21 protein-coding genes are annotated in these 15,839 nt (G+C 60.2%); 5 read left to right on the top strand and 16 right to left on the bottom strand.

The window, feature by feature from the left end; translation table 11 throughout:
• The first annotated feature begins 192 nt into the window (after nucleotides 1-192).
• Nucleotides 193-867, top strand: a complete 675-nt coding sequence (locus ACORQT_RS01795; RefSeq protein ID WP_042783524.1) for an OapA family protein — start codon at nucleotides 193-195, stop codon at nucleotides 865-867.
• A gap of 3 nt (nucleotides 868-870) precedes the next feature.
• Here the strand turns inward: ACORQT_RS01795 and ACORQT_RS01790 are convergent, their stop codons facing one another.
• From ACORQT_RS01790 to rpsF, 5 genes are all read right to left on the bottom strand, one after another.
• Nucleotides 871-1,224: a DUF488 domain-containing protein gene (locus tag ACORQT_RS01790; RefSeq protein ID WP_042783523.1), complete on the bottom strand. Its 354-nt coding sequence runs from the start codon at nucleotides 1,222-1,224 to the stop codon at nucleotides 871-873.
• A gap of 112 nt (nucleotides 1,225-1,336) precedes the next feature.
• A complete protein-coding gene (rplI, locus tag ACORQT_RS01785) occupies nucleotides 1,337-1,789 on the bottom strand; it encodes a 50S ribosomal protein L9 (protein WP_004933629.1) in 453 nt (150 codons plus the stop codon).
• A gap of 39 nt (nucleotides 1,790-1,828) precedes the next feature.
• Nucleotides 1,829-2,056, bottom strand: coding sequence for a 30S ribosomal protein S18 (gene rpsR / locus ACORQT_RS01780; protein WP_000135199.1), 228 nt, complete (start codon nucleotides 2,054-2,056; stop codon nucleotides 1,829-1,831).
• 4 nt (nucleotides 2,057-2,060) lie between these two features.
• The gene (priB, locus tag ACORQT_RS01775; protein ID WP_049233092.1) at nucleotides 2,061-2,378 is read right to left on the bottom strand and encodes a primosomal replication protein N; all 318 of its coding nucleotides are present in this window, start codon (nucleotides 2,376-2,378) and stop codon (nucleotides 2,061-2,063) included.
• Between the two features lie 8 nt (nucleotides 2,379-2,386).
• Nucleotides 2,387-2,785 (bottom strand): 30S ribosomal protein S6, encoded by a 399-nt coding sequence (gene rpsF / locus ACORQT_RS01770; RefSeq protein ID WP_004933634.1) that lies wholly within the window; start codon nucleotides 2,783-2,785, stop codon nucleotides 2,387-2,389.
• A 236-nt stretch (nucleotides 2,786-3,021) separates the two neighbouring features.
• Here rpsF and ACORQT_RS01765 point away from each other — a divergent pair, with 236 nt between their 5' ends.
• Complete coding sequence (locus ACORQT_RS01765) at nucleotides 3,022-3,228, top strand: hypothetical protein (RefSeq protein ID WP_156965081.1); 207 nt, start codon at nucleotides 3,022-3,024, stop codon at nucleotides 3,226-3,228.
• 10 nt (nucleotides 3,229-3,238) lie between these two features.
• The gene (locus tag ACORQT_RS01760; protein ID WP_033638913.1) at nucleotides 3,239-3,505 is read left to right on the top strand and encodes a DUF1471 domain-containing protein; all 267 of its coding nucleotides are present in this window, start codon (nucleotides 3,239-3,241) and stop codon (nucleotides 3,503-3,505) included.
• 99 nt (nucleotides 3,506-3,604) lie between these two features.
• Here the strand turns inward: ACORQT_RS01760 and ACORQT_RS01755 are convergent, their stop codons facing one another.
• The gene (locus ACORQT_RS01755) at nucleotides 3,605-3,979 is read right to left on the bottom strand and encodes a hypothetical protein (protein WP_042783521.1); all 375 of its coding nucleotides are present in this window, start codon (nucleotides 3,977-3,979) and stop codon (nucleotides 3,605-3,607) included.
• 124 nt (nucleotides 3,980-4,103) lie between these two features.
• Nucleotides 4,104-4,856, bottom strand: coding sequence for an esterase (gene yjfP / locus ACORQT_RS01750; protein ID WP_089192479.1), 753 nt, complete (start codon nucleotides 4,854-4,856; stop codon nucleotides 4,104-4,106).
• A gap of 127 nt (nucleotides 4,857-4,983) precedes the next feature.
• Here yjfP and bsmA point away from each other — a divergent pair, with 127 nt between their 5' ends.
• Together bsmA and ACORQT_RS01740 are read left to right on the top strand one after the other, a co-directional pair.
• Nucleotides 4,984-5,292 (top strand): biofilm peroxide resistance protein BsmA, encoded by a 309-nt coding sequence (gene bsmA / locus ACORQT_RS01745; RefSeq protein WP_046688102.1) that lies wholly within the window; start codon nucleotides 4,984-4,986, stop codon nucleotides 5,290-5,292.
• Nucleotides 5,293-5,415: 123 nt separating this feature from the next.
• The gene (locus ACORQT_RS01740; RefSeq protein ID WP_147838215.1) at nucleotides 5,416-5,691 is read left to right on the top strand and encodes a DUF1471 domain-containing protein; all 276 of its coding nucleotides are present in this window, start codon (nucleotides 5,416-5,418) and stop codon (nucleotides 5,689-5,691) included.
• On the opposite strand, the gene ACORQT_RS01735 is transcribed toward ACORQT_RS01740, so the two are convergent.
• The 9 genes from ACORQT_RS01735 to hflK form a co-directional block, all read right to left on the bottom strand.
• Complete coding sequence (locus ACORQT_RS01735; RefSeq protein ID WP_015376394.1) at nucleotides 5,688-6,086, bottom strand: DUF350 domain-containing protein; 399 nt, start codon at nucleotides 6,084-6,086, stop codon at nucleotides 5,688-5,690. The two genes, ACORQT_RS01740 and ACORQT_RS01735, sit on opposite strands and share 4 nt — an antisense overlap.
• Before the next feature lie 66 nt (nucleotides 6,087-6,152).
• Nucleotides 6,153-7,781 (bottom strand): isovaleryl-CoA dehydrogenase, encoded by a 1,629-nt coding sequence (locus tag ACORQT_RS01730; RefSeq protein WP_047025082.1) that lies wholly within the window; start codon nucleotides 7,779-7,781, stop codon nucleotides 6,153-6,155.
• Between the two features lie 116 nt (nucleotides 7,782-7,897).
• Nucleotides 7,898-8,629 (bottom strand): 23S rRNA (guanosine(2251)-2'-O)-methyltransferase RlmB, encoded by a 732-nt coding sequence (rlmB, locus tag ACORQT_RS01725; RefSeq protein WP_004933653.1) that lies wholly within the window; start codon nucleotides 8,627-8,629, stop codon nucleotides 7,898-7,900.
• A gap of 61 nt (nucleotides 8,630-8,690) precedes the next feature.
• Entirely contained in the window at nucleotides 8,691-11,165 is a 2,475-nt protein-coding gene (rnr, locus tag ACORQT_RS01720) for a ribonuclease R (RefSeq protein ID WP_033651494.1), read from the bottom strand.
• A gap of 59 nt (nucleotides 11,166-11,224) precedes the next feature.
• On the bottom strand, nucleotides 11,225-11,650 hold the full coding sequence (gene nsrR / locus ACORQT_RS01715; RefSeq protein ID WP_015376391.1) for a nitric oxide-sensing transcriptional repressor NsrR: 426 nt from the start codon (nucleotides 11,648-11,650) through the stop codon (nucleotides 11,225-11,227).
• A 233-nt stretch (nucleotides 11,651-11,883) separates the two neighbouring features.
• Nucleotides 11,884-13,182 (bottom strand): adenylosuccinate synthase, encoded by a 1,299-nt coding sequence (locus ACORQT_RS01710; protein WP_025159583.1) that lies wholly within the window; start codon nucleotides 13,180-13,182, stop codon nucleotides 11,884-11,886.
• A 98-nt stretch (nucleotides 13,183-13,280) separates the two neighbouring features.
• Nucleotides 13,281-13,481: a DUF2065 domain-containing protein gene (locus tag ACORQT_RS01705; protein ID WP_004933666.1), complete on the bottom strand. Its 201-nt coding sequence runs from the start codon at nucleotides 13,479-13,481 to the stop codon at nucleotides 13,281-13,283.
• 62 nt (nucleotides 13,482-13,543) lie between these two features.
• Nucleotides 13,544-14,548: a protease modulator HflC gene (gene hflC, locus ACORQT_RS01700; protein ID WP_004933669.1), complete on the bottom strand. Its 1,005-nt coding sequence runs from the start codon at nucleotides 14,546-14,548 to the stop codon at nucleotides 13,544-13,546.
• A 3-nt stretch (nucleotides 14,549-14,551) separates the two neighbouring features.
• On the bottom strand, nucleotides 14,552-15,802 hold the full coding sequence (gene hflK / locus ACORQT_RS01695) for an FtsH protease activity modulator HflK (protein ID WP_033641626.1): 1,251 nt from the start codon (nucleotides 15,800-15,802) through the stop codon (nucleotides 14,552-14,554).
• Nucleotides 15,803-15,839: the final 37 nt, after the last annotated feature.

Raw genomic sequence — 15,839 nt, 5'->3', positions numbered from 1 at the left:
GAGAATGATGACTTTTGTCGTAGAAAAAGAAACAATAACCTTCTGTTAACGCCCGCAGCCGCAAACCCCGGCCCTGCCGCTCAGCCGCCTTTCACTTCAATCAGTTAGCGGACTATACTGAAAGCAGGATATCGGGCAGGCGACGCGCTTGCCGCGCCGCGCTTATTATTACGCCGTCGAAGAGAGGTCACCATGGGCAGAATCGCGCCCAGGAGAAGGAAAACCACCCGCATCTACCAGCCGCTGCTGCGCACCTGGCTGAACATCAGCCAGCGCCTGAAACCCGGCGCCGCACCCACGCAGGAAGACGCGGAGTCGCCATCGGAACCGCCGTCGGCCAACGACAAGATGCAGCGGGTCAAAGCGCTGCTGGCCAAAGTCTGGCATCTGCCGGACGGTTTCCATTGGATGGAACCACTGCCCTACTTTCACCGCCGCTGGGTGCTGATCTTCGGCATCATTCTGCTGCTGGCGTTGCTGTGGCCCTACTCGCCCGAAAGACAGCCGTTCCCGGTCTCTCAGCAGGAAACCAGCGTGCCGCTGCAGGCTGAGCTGCAAAACGGCGGTGGCGCCGCCACGCCGACCAACGAACCGACGCCGGCGGGCAACTGGCAGCGTTATCAGATCCAGCCCGGCCAGACGCTGGCCCAGCTGTTTCGCGACAACAATCTGCCGGTGAATGAGGTGTTCGCCATGGCGCAGGTGGAAGGCGGCGACAAACCGCTGAGCAACATGAAAGCCGGTCAGGAAGTGCGCATCGAACGCGACGCCAACGGCGTGATTAACGCGCTGTCGGTCACCACCGTGGACAACAGCCAGGCGCTGTTCCGCCGCCAGGCCGACGGCAGCTACCGCCGGGAACGCTAATCGCTAAAGCTGCGCCAGCAAAAACTCGCGCAGCACCACGCCCTGGTTGTGCTCGGTATCTTTGCTGCCATACAGCAGCGTCAGCGCCTCCCCCTGCCGCAACAGCGCCACCAGCGGCTGCCAGGCGTCGTTGGCCGCCAGCTGTTGGCGGTAACGCGCCTCGAAGGCTTCCCACTGGTCGGTATGCTGATGGAACCACTTGCGCAGCTCGTCATCCGGCGCCACCTGTTTCAACCACTGCACGCCCGCCAGCCTCTCCTTGCTGATGCCGCGCGGCCATAGCCTGTCTATCAGATAGCAATGCGCCGGCGCCGGCGCGCTGAAGTCGTAAACCCGCTGTAGCGTAATCGTTGCCATCACACGCTCTCCCTTTTCATCCCGTCTTCTAGCGTAGCGCGTTTTGCCGGGCGCAGAAAAGCAAAACGCCAGCGCGAGGCTGGCGTTTTAACCGGGTTAACAGCAGCGTAAATTACGCTTCTGCAACCACAACTACATTCAGCTGTGCGAACACGTCGCTGTGTACCTGGAAGTGCACTTCGTGCTCACCAGTGGTACGCAGAACGCCGTTCGGCAGACGAACTTCGCTCTTGGCAACTTCAACGCCTGCCGCAGTCACTGCGTCAGCGATGTCGCGGGTGCCGATAGAGCCGAACAGTTTACCTTCGTCGCCAGATTTGGAAGCGATGGTCACTGAACCCAGTTCGTTGATCTTGGTTGCGCGAGCTTCAGCAGCAGCCAGAACGTCAGCCAGTTTGGCTTCCAGTTCAGCACGGCGTGCTTCGAAGAACTCAACGTTTTTCTTGGTAGCAGGAACAGCTTTGCCCTGTGGTACCAGGAAGTTACGAGCGTAGCCCGCTTTAACGTTAACTTGATCACCCAGGCTGCCCAGGTTTGCTACTTTATCAAGCAGAATAACTTGCATTACCTTATCCTCTCAAAGTCGTTAATGGACAGTGGCCGATTACTGATGACGATCAGTGTACGGCAACAAAGACAGGTAGCGCGCGCGCTTGATAGCACGGGCCAGCTGGCGCTGATATTTTGCACGAGTACCGGTGATACGGCTCGGTACAATTTTACCACTTTCGGTGATGTAGTTTTTCAGCGTAGCGATGTCTTTATAGTCAATCTCTTGAACGCCTTCCGCGGTGAAACGGCAGAACTTGCGACGACGGAAATAACGTGCCATTTGGCTAGTCTCCAGAATCTATCAATTCAATCTGCTCGGCATGCAGAACCAATTTGCTCAGCCCGTTGCGCCCTTGATGGCAGCTTACAAAGCCTTGCACGGTAATCTGACTGCCGACCGTTAATCTTTGAGTTAGTGCTTGTGACTGTTGTCCGCTGACAACCACGGGCATTCGGCACCATGCTTGTCTGCTGAATCCGGCTTCCATCTGCTGCGAACGGTGCTCTAGCACAAATTGGCAGTGCGGTATCCCGGAAGGACTCACTTTTCGAACCGGCGCCTTGCACACAGTGCCCGACAAAACCAGACGATTAGCCGTCACGGCGGCAATTACTCTTCAGAATCCCCAGCATCTGCATCATCTGCGGTTTCGTTAGCGAAGTCTTCGCGGCGATCGCCACGACGTTCGTCTTTCGCTTTAACCATCGGAGATGCTTCAGTTACCGCGTGCTTAACGCGCATAACCATGCTGCGGATAACGGCGTCGTTGAAGCGGAAGTTAGTTTCCAGCTCATCGATCGCTTCCTGCGGCGCTTCAACGTTCAGCAGAACGTAGTGAGCTTTGTGCAGTTTGTTGATCGGATAAGCCAGCTGACGGCGGCCCCAGTCTTCCAGACGGTGAATCTGACCTTGCGCGTTAGTGATGGTAGCACTGTAACGCTCGATCATGCCCGGAACCTGTTCGCTTTGGTCAGGATGGACCATAAAAACGATTTCGTAATGACGCATCGAATTGCTCCTTACGGATTATTCAGCCTCCTGTCAGGGTCAACCGCGGCCCATGGAAGCAAGGAACGTGTTTAGTGTGCGGCTGAAAAATGACGCGTAATCATACTGACGCAGGGCGGGAAACTCAAGGACTGCGTGGGTTTTATTCGCGTTATTGAGAGGGGGTATGGGAAATAGCACGATTTGCTGGCGGGGAAACCTATGTACGCCAATCCATCAGTTTCAAAAATCTTTCAATGAAATCAGCGCTGAATCACAAATCTATTTCATTTTTTTTGAAAGAGGCCATCAAAACGCCCCGCTTTTTAATCCGCCGCAACCGACTAAAATTAACCTTATCCGCCGCAGACAGCGCGACGAAAAAGATTCCAGGTTATTCAATGCAGATAAATGACTTTTTGCCGCAGCGACACTCGCTGTCAGGCCGTAACGGCAAAAAGTAAGAGAGGCACTATGAAACGCATCATTCTCGCGACGGCGCTTGCCGCCCTGTTCTCCGCCAACGTGATGGCCGCGACGGAGATCTCCTCGCACCAGGCCGATCAACGCCAGAGCGTTGGCTTCGTCACCCTGAACCAGAACGTGGTCTCGCCGGATGACGCCAGCAGCCAGGTCAGTAAAATCGCCGATCAACGCGGTGCAAGCTCTTATCGCATCATCGCCCTGCACGAACCGGGCGACAACAGCACGATGCACGTCAGCGCCGAGCTGTACCGTTAAAAAGACGCGCCACGCCAGGGAAATCCCCAGGGCTTCATCAGAAAGCCCGTTCAGTCCGCATCGGAGCGCCGCCTGTCGGGCGCTCCACTTCCTCACCCATCACAGTTTGAGCAACGTCGGCGCGCTGAACGCTTTGCCCTGATTGTGCAATTGCAGCGCCATCCGCAGATAGTTTGTCCGTACCTGCAGCAGTTCGGCGCTTTCCTCCAGCGTCGCCCGCTGCTCGAAGGAGAGCGAGCCGGCCTTCGCGGTTTGCGCGGCCGCCGCTTTCGGCGCGGAGGCGAACAGCGCCGTCATGTTTTGCACCGTATGCGCGGTGATGCGCGACAGCGGATTTGCCTTGTTTTGCCGCGCCTTGCCGTCGGCTGCCCCCAGCATCTCACTGAAGGCCATTGAGTTAAGATCGGCGCGCGCTTTCATCGTTCCCGCCAGCCCGCGCGCTGTCTCGGCCGTATTGCTGATACCCTTTATCATGCTCTCCGCTCCTTGCCGCCCCTGAAAGAATTCACGCTGACATTCTCCTCCGCCATGCGTCAAACAATGACCGAAACAGCCTACAGAGAGCACCGCAATTCCACGCATCGCGCCCGGAGGCGCATTACAATTCGCGGCGAAAGAAATCGGTGGTGGCGGACAGCGCCAGCGGCGTGATGCGATGCTTCACGCCCGGCTCGACGAACGATGTCAAACGGCCGTCCGCACCTTGCTGCCGCAGTTCAGCCGCCAAACGCAGGCTGTCCGCCGCCGGCACCACGTCGTCCGTCTCGCCGTGCCACAGCAGCAGCGGCCGCCCGGCAATCTGCGCCAAACGTCCTTCCAGCTCATACTCCGCCAGCACGGCGGTGCGCGCCGCAAACGCCGTCGGCGAGAGCGCCTCGCCCGTCTCGCCCAACGGCGGATACAGCGTTTGCGCCAGCGCACGGTAATAGCCGGAACCCATCAGGCTGGCGGCCGCACGGATCCACGGAAAGCGCGCGAAGGCGCCAAGCGCGGTCATGCCGCCCATTGAGGCGCCGGCGACGCCGATGCGGCCGTCGGCGATCAGGCCAAGCCGCTCAAAATGCGCGTTGATCTGCGGCAGTTCGTCGATATTGCTGCGCAGGATCTCCCAGAATGACGCCAGGCGCCGCGCCTCATCGCCGTCAAATCGCTCGCCGTGCCGATCGGCATCCGGCAACACCGCCCGAAAACCGGCGCGCGCCAGCGCATAGGCGAAATAAGCGTACACCTCTTTCGACGAGGTATAGCCATGGCAGAAGAACACCGTCGGCAGCGGCCGATGATACTGCCCTGCCGGCACCGCATGGATCACCGCGATATCGCCAACCCGCTCGTCATGAATTTCGATCATCCGTTCATCCTCAACTCACCTGTTGGCATTCATCATGACAAACTTGCGCGAAGCAGCGTTAGCTCAATCTGTTACAGCTTATATTGCGTTACACTGAAGCCATCGCACCGGCGCTTACGAGGTCACCATGACGATTGCCCGCACACTCATTACCCTGACGCTGGCCGCACAGCTTTCCGCCTGCGGCATCATGACCACCACGCCGAAACCGCCGCCGCCCCCCACCGCTCAGGCGCAGGAGATCGTCCGCGCGCAGACCGCCGAGCTGGTGAAAATGGGCACCGTCACCGCCGTGGTGCGCGGCAGCCCGATGGACGTGGAAGCGGAGATCCAACGCAAGGCCACCGCCGCCGGCGCCCGTTATTACATGATCATCATGAACAGCGAAACCGTCGTGCCGGGCCAATGGTATTCCCAGGCGATCCTGTATCGTTAAGGCGGGGATTTTTTAAGCAGCTTTACACTGGCTTTGCACTGGCTGAAGAAGGGTGTTGCACACTGAGGGACAGCATGCCGCATGTTGCGGGTGTCGATTCAGGATCTGACGAAGGGGAACGCCATGAAACGCTCCACCGCACTCACCTCCCTCCTGCTTTCCACGGGATTGCTCAGCACCGGCGCACAGTCCGCCGAGCTGGCGCCCGCCGATCGCGTGACGCCGCTCAGTGAAATCGCCGAGATCACCTTCAACGATTTGCCCGGCTCACCGCAGGAGGCGGAACTGGCCATCGCCCGCACCGCCGACCAACACGGCGCCAGCTATTACCGCATTCTGCGGATGGAAGAGCAGGCGCACCCGCTTGGCTGGCGCGCCTCGGCCATCTTATACCTTTAGTAGCTCATGCAAGCCGCATTCAATACTCCGCCGCTGACGGAGACGCCCCCCAGGAAAATCCCGGCGGCCAGGTGATTCGCTTCTATCTTGTCGCTGATGCGCGGCATGTAGATCTTCACGGCGGCGAACAGCAGCAGTTGCACCACCAGCGCCACCACGCCCCACAGCAGGTAATCCAGCAGGCTGATCGAGTTGATCGCCGCGCTGGCCAGCGGGATCACATATCCCAGGCAAGCGCCGATAAAAGCAAAGGCGGCGGATTGATTATCGGCCTTGATCAGCGCCCATTCGTCGTGCGGGGTGATGCGGGTATAGACGAACAGAAACACCAAAATCATGGCGAAGCCGCTGAAGAAGTAAGAGGCGAACGCCGCCAACGCGCTGAGAATATCCATGTGCATTTTCCTGTCAGAGTGAGGCTGAATTAAAAAGGTTTTCGCCACCGGGCGCCACCCTTTTCCCTAACCGCCGATGGCGCGGTTCAGCAGCAGTTCGCACGCCTCGGCCGACAGCAGGCTCTCGCCGCGGTGATCCAGCGTCAGATGACACCAGGCGTCGGCGATCAGCGGGCTGGCGTGCTGCAGCAGCTGCGCGGCGCAGCACAGGTCGAACAGCTGTTGAGTCAGCAGCCGCCCCATCTCCTCGCTCGGTTGCCGGGCACGCTGCTGCCACTGCCGCCAGGCGTGATCGAACAACCGATTCTGGCCGCGCACCGGCTGCAGCTCGAACTGCAACATCTCGAGCGCGCCCGGCAGTTTATGCAGACTGCGCAACACGTCCAGACACATGATGTTGCCGGAGCCCTCCCAGATGCTGTTCACCGGCATTTCACGGTACAGGCGCGGCAGCTCACTCTCCTCGCAGTAACCGATGCCGCCCAGCACCTCCATCGCCTCGGCGATGAACGGCATGCCCTGACGGCAAATGCTGTATTTAGCCGCCGGGGTCAGCAGCCGGCTGTAGATCAGTTCGCCTTCATTGCTGCGGCTCTCCCAGGCGCGAGCCAGCCGGAACAGCAACGCGGTATGCCCTTCCAGCCGCAGCGCCATGCGCGCCAAGACCTGGCGCATCAGCGGTTGTTCTATCAACAATTTGCCGAACGCCTGCCGCTGCAGCGCATGATACAGCGCCACCGACAGCCCGCGGCGCATCAGGCCGTGGCTGCCCAGCGAACAGTCGAAACGGGTCAGGCCGCCCATCTTCAGGATATGCCGCACCCCGTCGCCCTCATCGCCCAGCAGCCAGGCAGTGGCGTCCTGAAACTCCACCTCGCTGCTGGCGTTGGAGCGGTTGCCCAGCTTGTCTTTCAACCGCTCAAGGCGAATGGCGTTGCGGCTGCCGTCCGGCAAAATGCGCGGCAGGAAGAAACAGGACAGCCCGCCTTCGGCCTGCGCCAGCACCAGGTGCGCATCGCTTTGCGGCACCGAGAAGAACCACTTGTGCCCCACCAGCCGGTAGGCTTCGCCCGGCCCGCGCGCGCCAAGCGGCGTGGCGGTGGTGGTATTGCTCAACACGTCGGAGCCGCCCTGTTTCTCCGTCATGCCCATGCCGATCAGCAGGCCGCGCTTTTGCCCGCCCGGCAGCAGATGAGCGTCATAACGATCCGACAGCAGCGGCGTCAGCCAGGCGCGAAACTCGGCCGGTAACGCCTGCAGCAGCAGCGGCGTGGCGCCGAAGGTCATGGTCACCGGGCAGAGCGTGCCGGCCTCGACCTGCGCATGCAGCATAAAGCGCGCGGCGCGCGCCACGAAGGAACCGATGCGCGCATCCTCCTGCCAGGGCAGGTTGTGCACCCGGTTGGCGATCAGCCCCTGCATCAGGATATGCCAGGCCGGGTGAAAGCGAACGTCGTCCAGCCGCTGGCCGGTGGCGTCGTAGCGCAGCAGCTCCGGCGGGTTGGCGTTGGCCAGCCGCCCCAGCTCCAGAGACTCCTGCGTGCCGAGCTGCTGGCCCAGCGAAGCCAATACCTCGGCGTCCCAACCGCCTTGCTCGCGCTGCAACGCTTCGCGCAGCGGCGTATCGGAGAGAAACAGGTTGCTGTTGCCCAGCGGCTTGGGTTGGTTAAAAACGGTGTGCGTAGTCCAGACCATGAGAGTGCTCCCTGAAAAAAGCGTCAGGAGTAAGTATGGTCGGCGCAGAGATTTCTGCCGCAGGCGGGATCACAAGAGGGGGAATTAACGGGAGCACGGCGCCCCCGTCAGAAGAATCAGCCGCGCTGGCGCACCGCTTCGAACAGGCAGATGCCGGTGGCGACCGACACGTTCAGTGAAGAGACGGTACCGGCCATCGGGATGCTGATCAGCTCATCGCAGTGTTCGCGGGTCAGGCGGCGCATGCCTTCGCCTTCCGCGCCCATCACCAGCGCCATCGGGCCGGTCATTTTGCTCTGATACAGGGTATGGTCGGCTTCGCCGGCGGTGCCGACGACCCAGACATTCATCTCTTGCAGCAGACGCAGCGTGCGCGCCAGATTGGTCACGCGGATCAACGGCACGTTTTCGGCGGCGCCGCAGGCCACTTTCTTGGCGGTGGCGTTCAACTGGGCGGAACGATCGCGGGGCACGATCACCGCGTGCACGCCGGCCGCATCGGCGCTGCGCAGGCAGGCGCCGAGGTTATGCGGGTCGGTCACGCCGTCCAGCACCAGCAGGAATGGCGTTTCCACGCTCTCCAACAGGCCCGGCAGATCGTTCTCCTGATACTGACGCCCTTCGCGCACCCGGGCGATGATCCCCTGGTGCACCGCGCCTTCAACCTTGTCATCCAGCCATTGGCGATTCGCCACCTGGATCACGATGCCGGTCGCTTCCAGCTCGGCGATCAGCGGCTGCAGGCGGCGATCTTCGCGGCCTTTCAGGATAAACACTTCCAGGAAGCGTTGCGGATCGCGCTCTAACAGGGCTTTGACGGCGTGGATGCCGTAAATAATTTCGCTCATGATGCTCTTTTAAAGTCGTGCGGCCGGCGATAACCGGCCGATGGTAACGATGTGCGGCAGGTTAAGCCTGCTCGGCACCTTTCTTCTTGGCTGCGCGTTTGGCTTTGGTCGCCGCCGCGATTTTCCGCGTTTTGTCGGACGCTTTCTTGGCTTTCTTTTTCGCCTTCTTCACGTTGTCCGCGGGCTTGGCGTCATCCTGCTTACGGAAGGCGCTGTCCGGCTCGAAGTTGGCCGGCGGTTTGCCGCCGCGGCGCTTGCCGCGCCCCGCATTGCCGCTGTCGCGCAGCGTGCGTTGGCCGCCCTTCTTGGCGCGATCGCGCTCGGTTTTGCCTTCACCGCGCGCTTTGCGGGTACTGGACACCAGCGCGAAGTCGATCTTGCGCTCGTCCATATGCACCGCATCCACGCGGATCTCCACCGTATCCCCCAGGCGATAGACCGTGCCGGAAGATTCGCCGATCAGGCGCTGGCCGATATTATCGTAGCGATAGTAATCATTATCCAGCGTTGATACGTGCACCAGCCCGTCGATGAACAGATCGTTCAGGCGCACGAAGAAGCCGAAGCCGGTCACGCTGGAGATAATGCCGCTGAAGACTTCACCGACGTGATCCTGCATGAAGTCGCACTTCAGCCAGTCGGCGACGTTGCGCGTCGCTTCGTCCGCGCGGCGCTCGGTCATCGAACAGTGTTCGCCCAGCTGCAGCATCTCTTCGAATTCGCTGTGCCAGCCGCCGGTCGGCGTCCAGCGCTCTTTCGGCTCGCCATGCTCTTTGGCCAGCTGGTATTTGATCGCGCGGTGCAACGCCAGATCCGGATAACGGCGGATCGGCGAGGTGAAGTGGCCGTAAGAGGCCAGCGCCAGGCCGAAGTGGCCGCGGTTTTCCGGATCGTAAATCGCCTGCTTCATCGAGCGCAGCAACATGGTTTGCAGCATTTCGTGGTCAGGGCGCTCGGACACTTCATCCATCAGCACCGCATAGTCCTTCGGCTGCGGCTTGTTGCCGCCGCCCAGCGTCAGCCCCAGCTCGCTCAGCACGCTGCGCAGCGCGGAGATGTGGTCATCGCTCGGACGATCGTGCACGCGGTACAGCGCCGGCTCGTTGCGTTTCTCGACGAAGCGCGCGGCCGCCACGTTGGCCATGATCATGCACTCTTCGATCAGCTTGTGGGCGTCGTTGCGCACCGTCGGCTCCACGCGCTCGATGCGGCGTTCGGCGTTGAAGATGAATTTGGCTTCTTCGGTTTCAAACGCGATGCCGCCGCGCTCGGCGCGCGCCTTATCCAGCACCTTGTACATGGCGTGCAGCTCTTCCAGGTGCTTGACCAGCGGGTGGTAATGCTCGCGCAGCTCCTGATCGCCCTGCAGAATGTGCCACACCTTGTTGTAGGTCAGGCGGGCGTGGGAGCTCATCACCGCCTCGTAGAACTTGGCCGTGGACAGGCGCCCCTGGGCGGAGATGGTCATCTCGCACACCATGCACAAGCGATCGACCTGCGGGTTCAGGGAGCACAGCCCGTTGGACAGCACTTCCGGCAGCATCGGGATCACCTGCGACGGGAAATATACCGAGTTGCCGCGGCTGCGAGCTTCGTCGTCCAGCGCGGTGCGTGGACGCACATAGTAGCTGACGTCGGCGATCGCGACCCACAGGCGCCAGCCGCCGCCGCGTTTTTTCTCGCAGTACACGGCATCATCGAAGTCGCGCGCGTCTTCACCGTCGATGGTGACCAACGGCAGCTTGCGCAGATCGACGCGGCCCTTCTTGGCCGCTTCCGGCACCTGTTCGCTGAGATCGGCCACCTGCTTTTCCACCTGCGGTGGCCAGGTATGCGGGATCTCATGGGTGCGCAGCGCGATATCCACCGCCATGCTGGTGCCCATTTTGTCGCCGAGGATCTCGACGATCTTGCCGACCGCTTTGGTGCGGCGGGTTGGGCGTTGAGTCAGCTCCACCACCACCATATACCCCATGCGCGCGCCGCTGACGCTGTCCGCCGGGATCAGAATATCGAAGCTCAGACGGCTGTCGTCCGGCACCACGAAGCCGGTACCGGCATCCATGAAGAAGCGGCCGACGATCTGGCTGGTTTTCGGCACCAGCACGCGCACGATGCGCGCTTCGCGACGCCCTTTGCGATCCGCGCCCAGCGCCTGCGCCAGCACCACGTCACCGTGGATCGCCATTTTCATCTGTTCGGCGGACAGGTACAGATCGTCTTTGCTGCCTTCAACGCGCAGGAAGCCGTAGCCGTCGCGGTGGCCAATCACCGTGCCGCGCAGCAGGTCCAAACGTTCCGGCAGCGCGTAGCACTGGCGGCGGGTAAACACTAACTGGCCATCGCGCTCCATGGCGCGCAGGCGGCGGCGCAGCGCTTCCAGCTGTTCTTCGCCGCTGAGGCCCAATTCGTTGCCCAGTTCTTCGCGGCTGGCCGGCGTTTCTCGTTTCGCCAAATGGGCCAGGATATATTCACGGCTGGGAATGGGAGATTCGTATTTTTCTGCTTCTCGTTCCAGGAATGGATCTTGTGACATTGCGGTTCCTCCGTTGTCATCAGCAGGATGACGTTGAGCCTTGTCTTCTCAACGTCGTTTTATTCGACAAGCAATAGCTTGTAGAGCGGCGGATTGTCTTCGACCATGTCGGCCAACGTATGCTTATCCAGCTCTTCAAGGAAATTCTGTACGCCCTGTTGGAGCACCTGCTTCAATCGGCAGGCAGGGGTGATGTGGCAAAACTCGCTGCTGCAGTTAACCAGCGCAAGCGGCTCCAGCGCCCGCACGACATCGCCGAGGCGAATGCTCTCGGCCGGTTTGCCCAAACGGATGCCGCCATGCTTGCCGCGCACCGCCGTGACAAAACCGACCCGGCTCAACTGATTGATGATCTTCACCATATGGTTGCGAGACACGCCATACACCTCGGTCACTTCCGAGATACTGGTCATCTTGTCCTGCGGCAACGAGGCCATGTAGATCAACGCCCGCAGACCATAATCAGTAAAACTTGTTAACTGCACATCTTACCTCTGGGTATGACTTTACCCGTCTGATACGCCGCTTTTCGGCGCTATTCAAAAGATTACTCATTGGATAATAAACCAGCCGGAGAGTTCGTCGCTAATTATTTAGCGAATCCCGCGCCCTAAGGCGGGTTTATGAAAGGATTTTTTGACGTGAAACCGCAATCGGAGGGAGTCAGGATAAAAACAAACCGGGACGCGCCCGGTTTGTTTAATGCCGCAAAGCCTGATTATGCGTCGAACGGGTCGCGCAGGATCATGGTTTCGCTGCGATCCGGGCCGGTAGAGATGATGTCTACCGGTACGCCGGTCACTTCTTCGATGCGCTTGATGTAGTTCAGCGCAGCCTGAGGCAGCTTGCTGTGCTCTTTCACGCCAAAGGTGGTTTCGCTCCAGCCCGGCATGGTTTCGTAGATAGGCTCAATGCCTTCCCAGCCTTCAGCCGCCAGCGGAGTGGTGTCCACTTCACGGCCGTCCGGCATGCGGTAACCCACGCAGATCTTCACTTCTTTCAGGCCGTCCAGGACGTCCAGTTTGGTCAGGCAGAAGCCAGACAGGGAGTTGATCTGCACCGCGCGACGCACCGCTACCGCGTCCAGCCAGCCGGTACGACGACGACGGCCGGTGGTGGCGCCGAACTCGTTACCCTGCTTGCACAGGTACTCGCCGGTTTCATCGAACAGCTCGGTTGGGAACGGGCCTGCACCCACGCGAGTGGAGTAGGCTTTCACGATGCCCAGCACGTAGTCCACATAACGCGGGCCGATACCGGAACCGGTAGCCACGCCGCCGGCGGTGGTGTTGGAAGAGGTCACATACGGGTAAGTACCGTGGTCGATATCCAGCAGGGTGCCCTGAGCGCCTTCGAACATGATCAGATCGCCACGCTTGCGCGCGCCGTCCAGCAGTTCGGAAACGTCAACCACCATCGCGGTCAGGATATCGGCGATAGACAGCACGTAGTCCAGCGTCGCCTGATAATCGACGGCTTCAACTTTGTAGTAGTTGACCAGTTGGAAGTTGTGGTAATCGACGATCTCTTTCAGCTTAACGGCGAAGGTTTCTTTGTTGAACAGATCGCCGACGCGCAGACCGCGACGAGCCACTTTATCTTCGTAAGCCGGGCCGATGCCGCGACCGGTGGTGCCGATCGCTTTCGCGCCGCGCGCTTTCTCACGCGCGTTATCCAACGCAACGTGGTAAGGCAGGATCAACGGGCAAGCTTCAGAGAGTAACAAACGTTCGCGTACCGGGATGCCACGCGCTTCGAGTTCACCCATTTCTTTCATCAACGCGTCCGGCGCCAGAACAACACCGTTGCCGATGATGCTGGTGACGTTTTCACGCAGAATGCCTGAAGGAATTAAATGAAGAACGGTTTTTTCACCGTTGATTACCAGAGTGTGGCCAGCGTTATGGCCACCTTGGTAGCGCACAACATATTGAGCCCGTTCAGTCAGCAGGTCTACAACCTTGCCTTTACCTTCGTCACCCCATTGGGTGCCCAGTACGACGACGTTCTTACCCATTTTTCAAAATCACCGATTGCTTAAAAATGGATTCTACCACCGTAATTTTCGATTTTCAGCACTTTTAGCATACGATTGCATAAATTTTGGGCTAGACTTTAAAGACCCGTGCGGCCGCTCAACATGTAGTAGATCACGCAGCCCGCAACCACTATTCCACCGCCAAATCGCCGCAGCGTCGCGTCCGGCAACTGCGACATCGCCACAATCATTTTGCGCCAGGCCTGCGGAAACAGCATCGGCCCCAATCCTTCCAACACGAGGACCAGCCCGAGCGCCAGCCAAATCGTTGAGTTCATGCATCCCCCAAAACGAGAAAGGGCCCGCGAAAACGGGCCCTCGATCAGATTGCCTGCCGCGCTTATTTGCGCAGGGTATCAGGCGACTTCATGTAGCGGAAGAAATCGCTGTCAGGGCTCAGTACCAGCACGTCCTGGTTGTCCTTGAAGCTGGCTTCATAGGCACGCAGGCTGCGGATAAAGGCATAGAAGTCCGGATCCTGGCTGAACGCGTTGGCGAACAGCTTGGCTGCTTCAGCATCGCCTTCACCACGGGTGATACGCGCCTGACGCTCGGCTTCCGCCAGGGTACGGGTCACTTCGTAGTCCGCGCTGGCGCGCAGTTTCTCGGCTTCTTCCTGGCCCTGCGAGCGCAGGCGACGGGCTACCGCTTCACGCTCGGCGCGCATACGCTGGTAGATGGCGTCGGAGACTTCGGCCGGCAGGTTGATCTGCTTGATACGCACGTCGATCACTTCGATGCCCAACGCCGCCATGCTGTTCGGGTTCACCTGCGGCTGTTTGCCGGTGGTTTCCCGCTCAACGCGCGCCGCCGCAGAGGCGATAGCGTCATCGGCTTCGGTGGTCGCCACTTCTTCGCCGTCACCCACGGTGCCGGTGTTCAGCGCGTCACGCACGTCAGACATCAGCTTGCCGCGCGAGTCGGTCACGATGTCTTTCACGTCCAGGCGGCCGATTTCGGAACGCAGACGGTCGCTGAACTTACGCTTCAGCAGCACTTCGGCCTGGGAGACGTCGCCGCCGCCGGTCGCCAGATAGTAGCGGCTGAAATCGCTGATGCGCCACTTCAGATAGGAGTCAACGATCAGGTCTTTCTTCTCGCTGGTCACGAAGCGATCGGCCTGGTTGTCCATGGTCTGGATACGCGCATCCAGGTTCTTCACGGTCTCAATGAACGGGATCTTGAGGTGCAGACCCGGCGCATACACCAGCGGCTTGTTTTCGCCGTCGCGCAGCACCTTGCCGAAGCGCAGCACGATGCCGCGCTGGCCTTCCTGCACCACGAACAGCGAAGCGTACAGCACCACCAGCACCGCGAGGACAATAACTACAAAAGACTTACGCATTGATTACTCTCTCCCTACGCGAGTGGTGTCGTCACGCTGCGCATTCGCCCGGCGCTGATCCATAACCGATCCGCTGCTGGTGCGCGGGGTGCTGCTGTTGGCAGCCGGCGCTGGATTCGGATTGAGGCGAATCAGGCTGGTATCCTTGTTGCCGCTCTCCGTCGCCGCGCCTTGGCCGCGCAGCATCTGATCCAGCGGCAGCACCATCAGGTTGTTGCCTTTGTCGCTCACCAACACCTTACGGGTATGGCCCAGCACTTTTTCCATGGTTTCGATATACAGACGCTCGCGGGTGATCTGCGGTGCGGACTTGTATTCCGGCAACAGCTTGGCAAAGCGCGCCACCTCACCCTGAGCTTCCAGGACGGTGCGGTCTTTATAAGCCTTGGAGTCTTCCAGCAAACGCTGCGCCTGGCCGTTCGCACGCGGCTGAACTTCGTTGGCGTAAGCTTCCGCTTCACGGATGTATTGCTGCTCGTTCTCACGCGCGGCGATCGCATCGTCGAACGACGCCTTCACCTCTTCCGGCGGACGCGCCGCCTGGAAGTTGACGTCCAGCAGCGTGATGCCCATGTTGTAAGGACGAATGGTCTCTTCCAGCATGCGCTGCGTATCGTTACGCACCACGGTACGGCCTTCGGTCAGGATGCGATCCATCGAGTATTTGCCGATCACGCCGCGCAGGGCGCTGTCGGTCGCCTGGCTCAGGCTGTCGTCGGCATTGACGACGCTGAACAGGTACGCTTCCGGGTTGGTCACGCGGTACTGCACGTTCATTTCCACGCGCACCACGTTTTCATCGGAGGTCAGCATCACGCCGGACGCCGCCAGCTCACGCACGGATTCCACGTTCACCGGGCGCACGTCGTCGATGAAGGTCGGCTTCCAGTTCAGGCCCGGCTGCACCAGGTGGCTGAACTTACCGAAACGCGTCACGACGCCGCGCTCGGCTTCCTTGATGGTGTAGAAGCCGCTGGCGGCCCAGATCACCACCACGGCAACCGCCGCGATACCGATAATGCGGCCGCTGAAGCCCGGGCCGGAGGCCCCGGTGCCGCCGCTATTGCTGTTGGAGCCTTTGCCCCCGCCAAAACCGCTCAATTTCTTGCTCAGTTTGCGGAAGATATCATCCAAATCAGGTGGCCCTTGATCACGACCGCCTTTGTTGTTACCGCCAGAGTTGCCGCCATTGTTATTGCTGCTCCCCCACGGGTCGCGGTCCTGTCCGTTATTACCGGGCTGATTCCACGCCATGTTTTAGCTCCATATTCTGTGATTGGGTACTTCAGGC

This window comes from Serratia sp. (in: enterobacteria) (assembly GCF_052400455.1).
In the GTDB taxonomy this organism is placed as follows: Bacteria; Pseudomonadota; Gammaproteobacteria; order Enterobacterales; family Enterobacteriaceae; genus Serratia; species Serratia ureilytica.
This window is presented reverse-complemented; position numbering and strand designations above follow the sequence as displayed.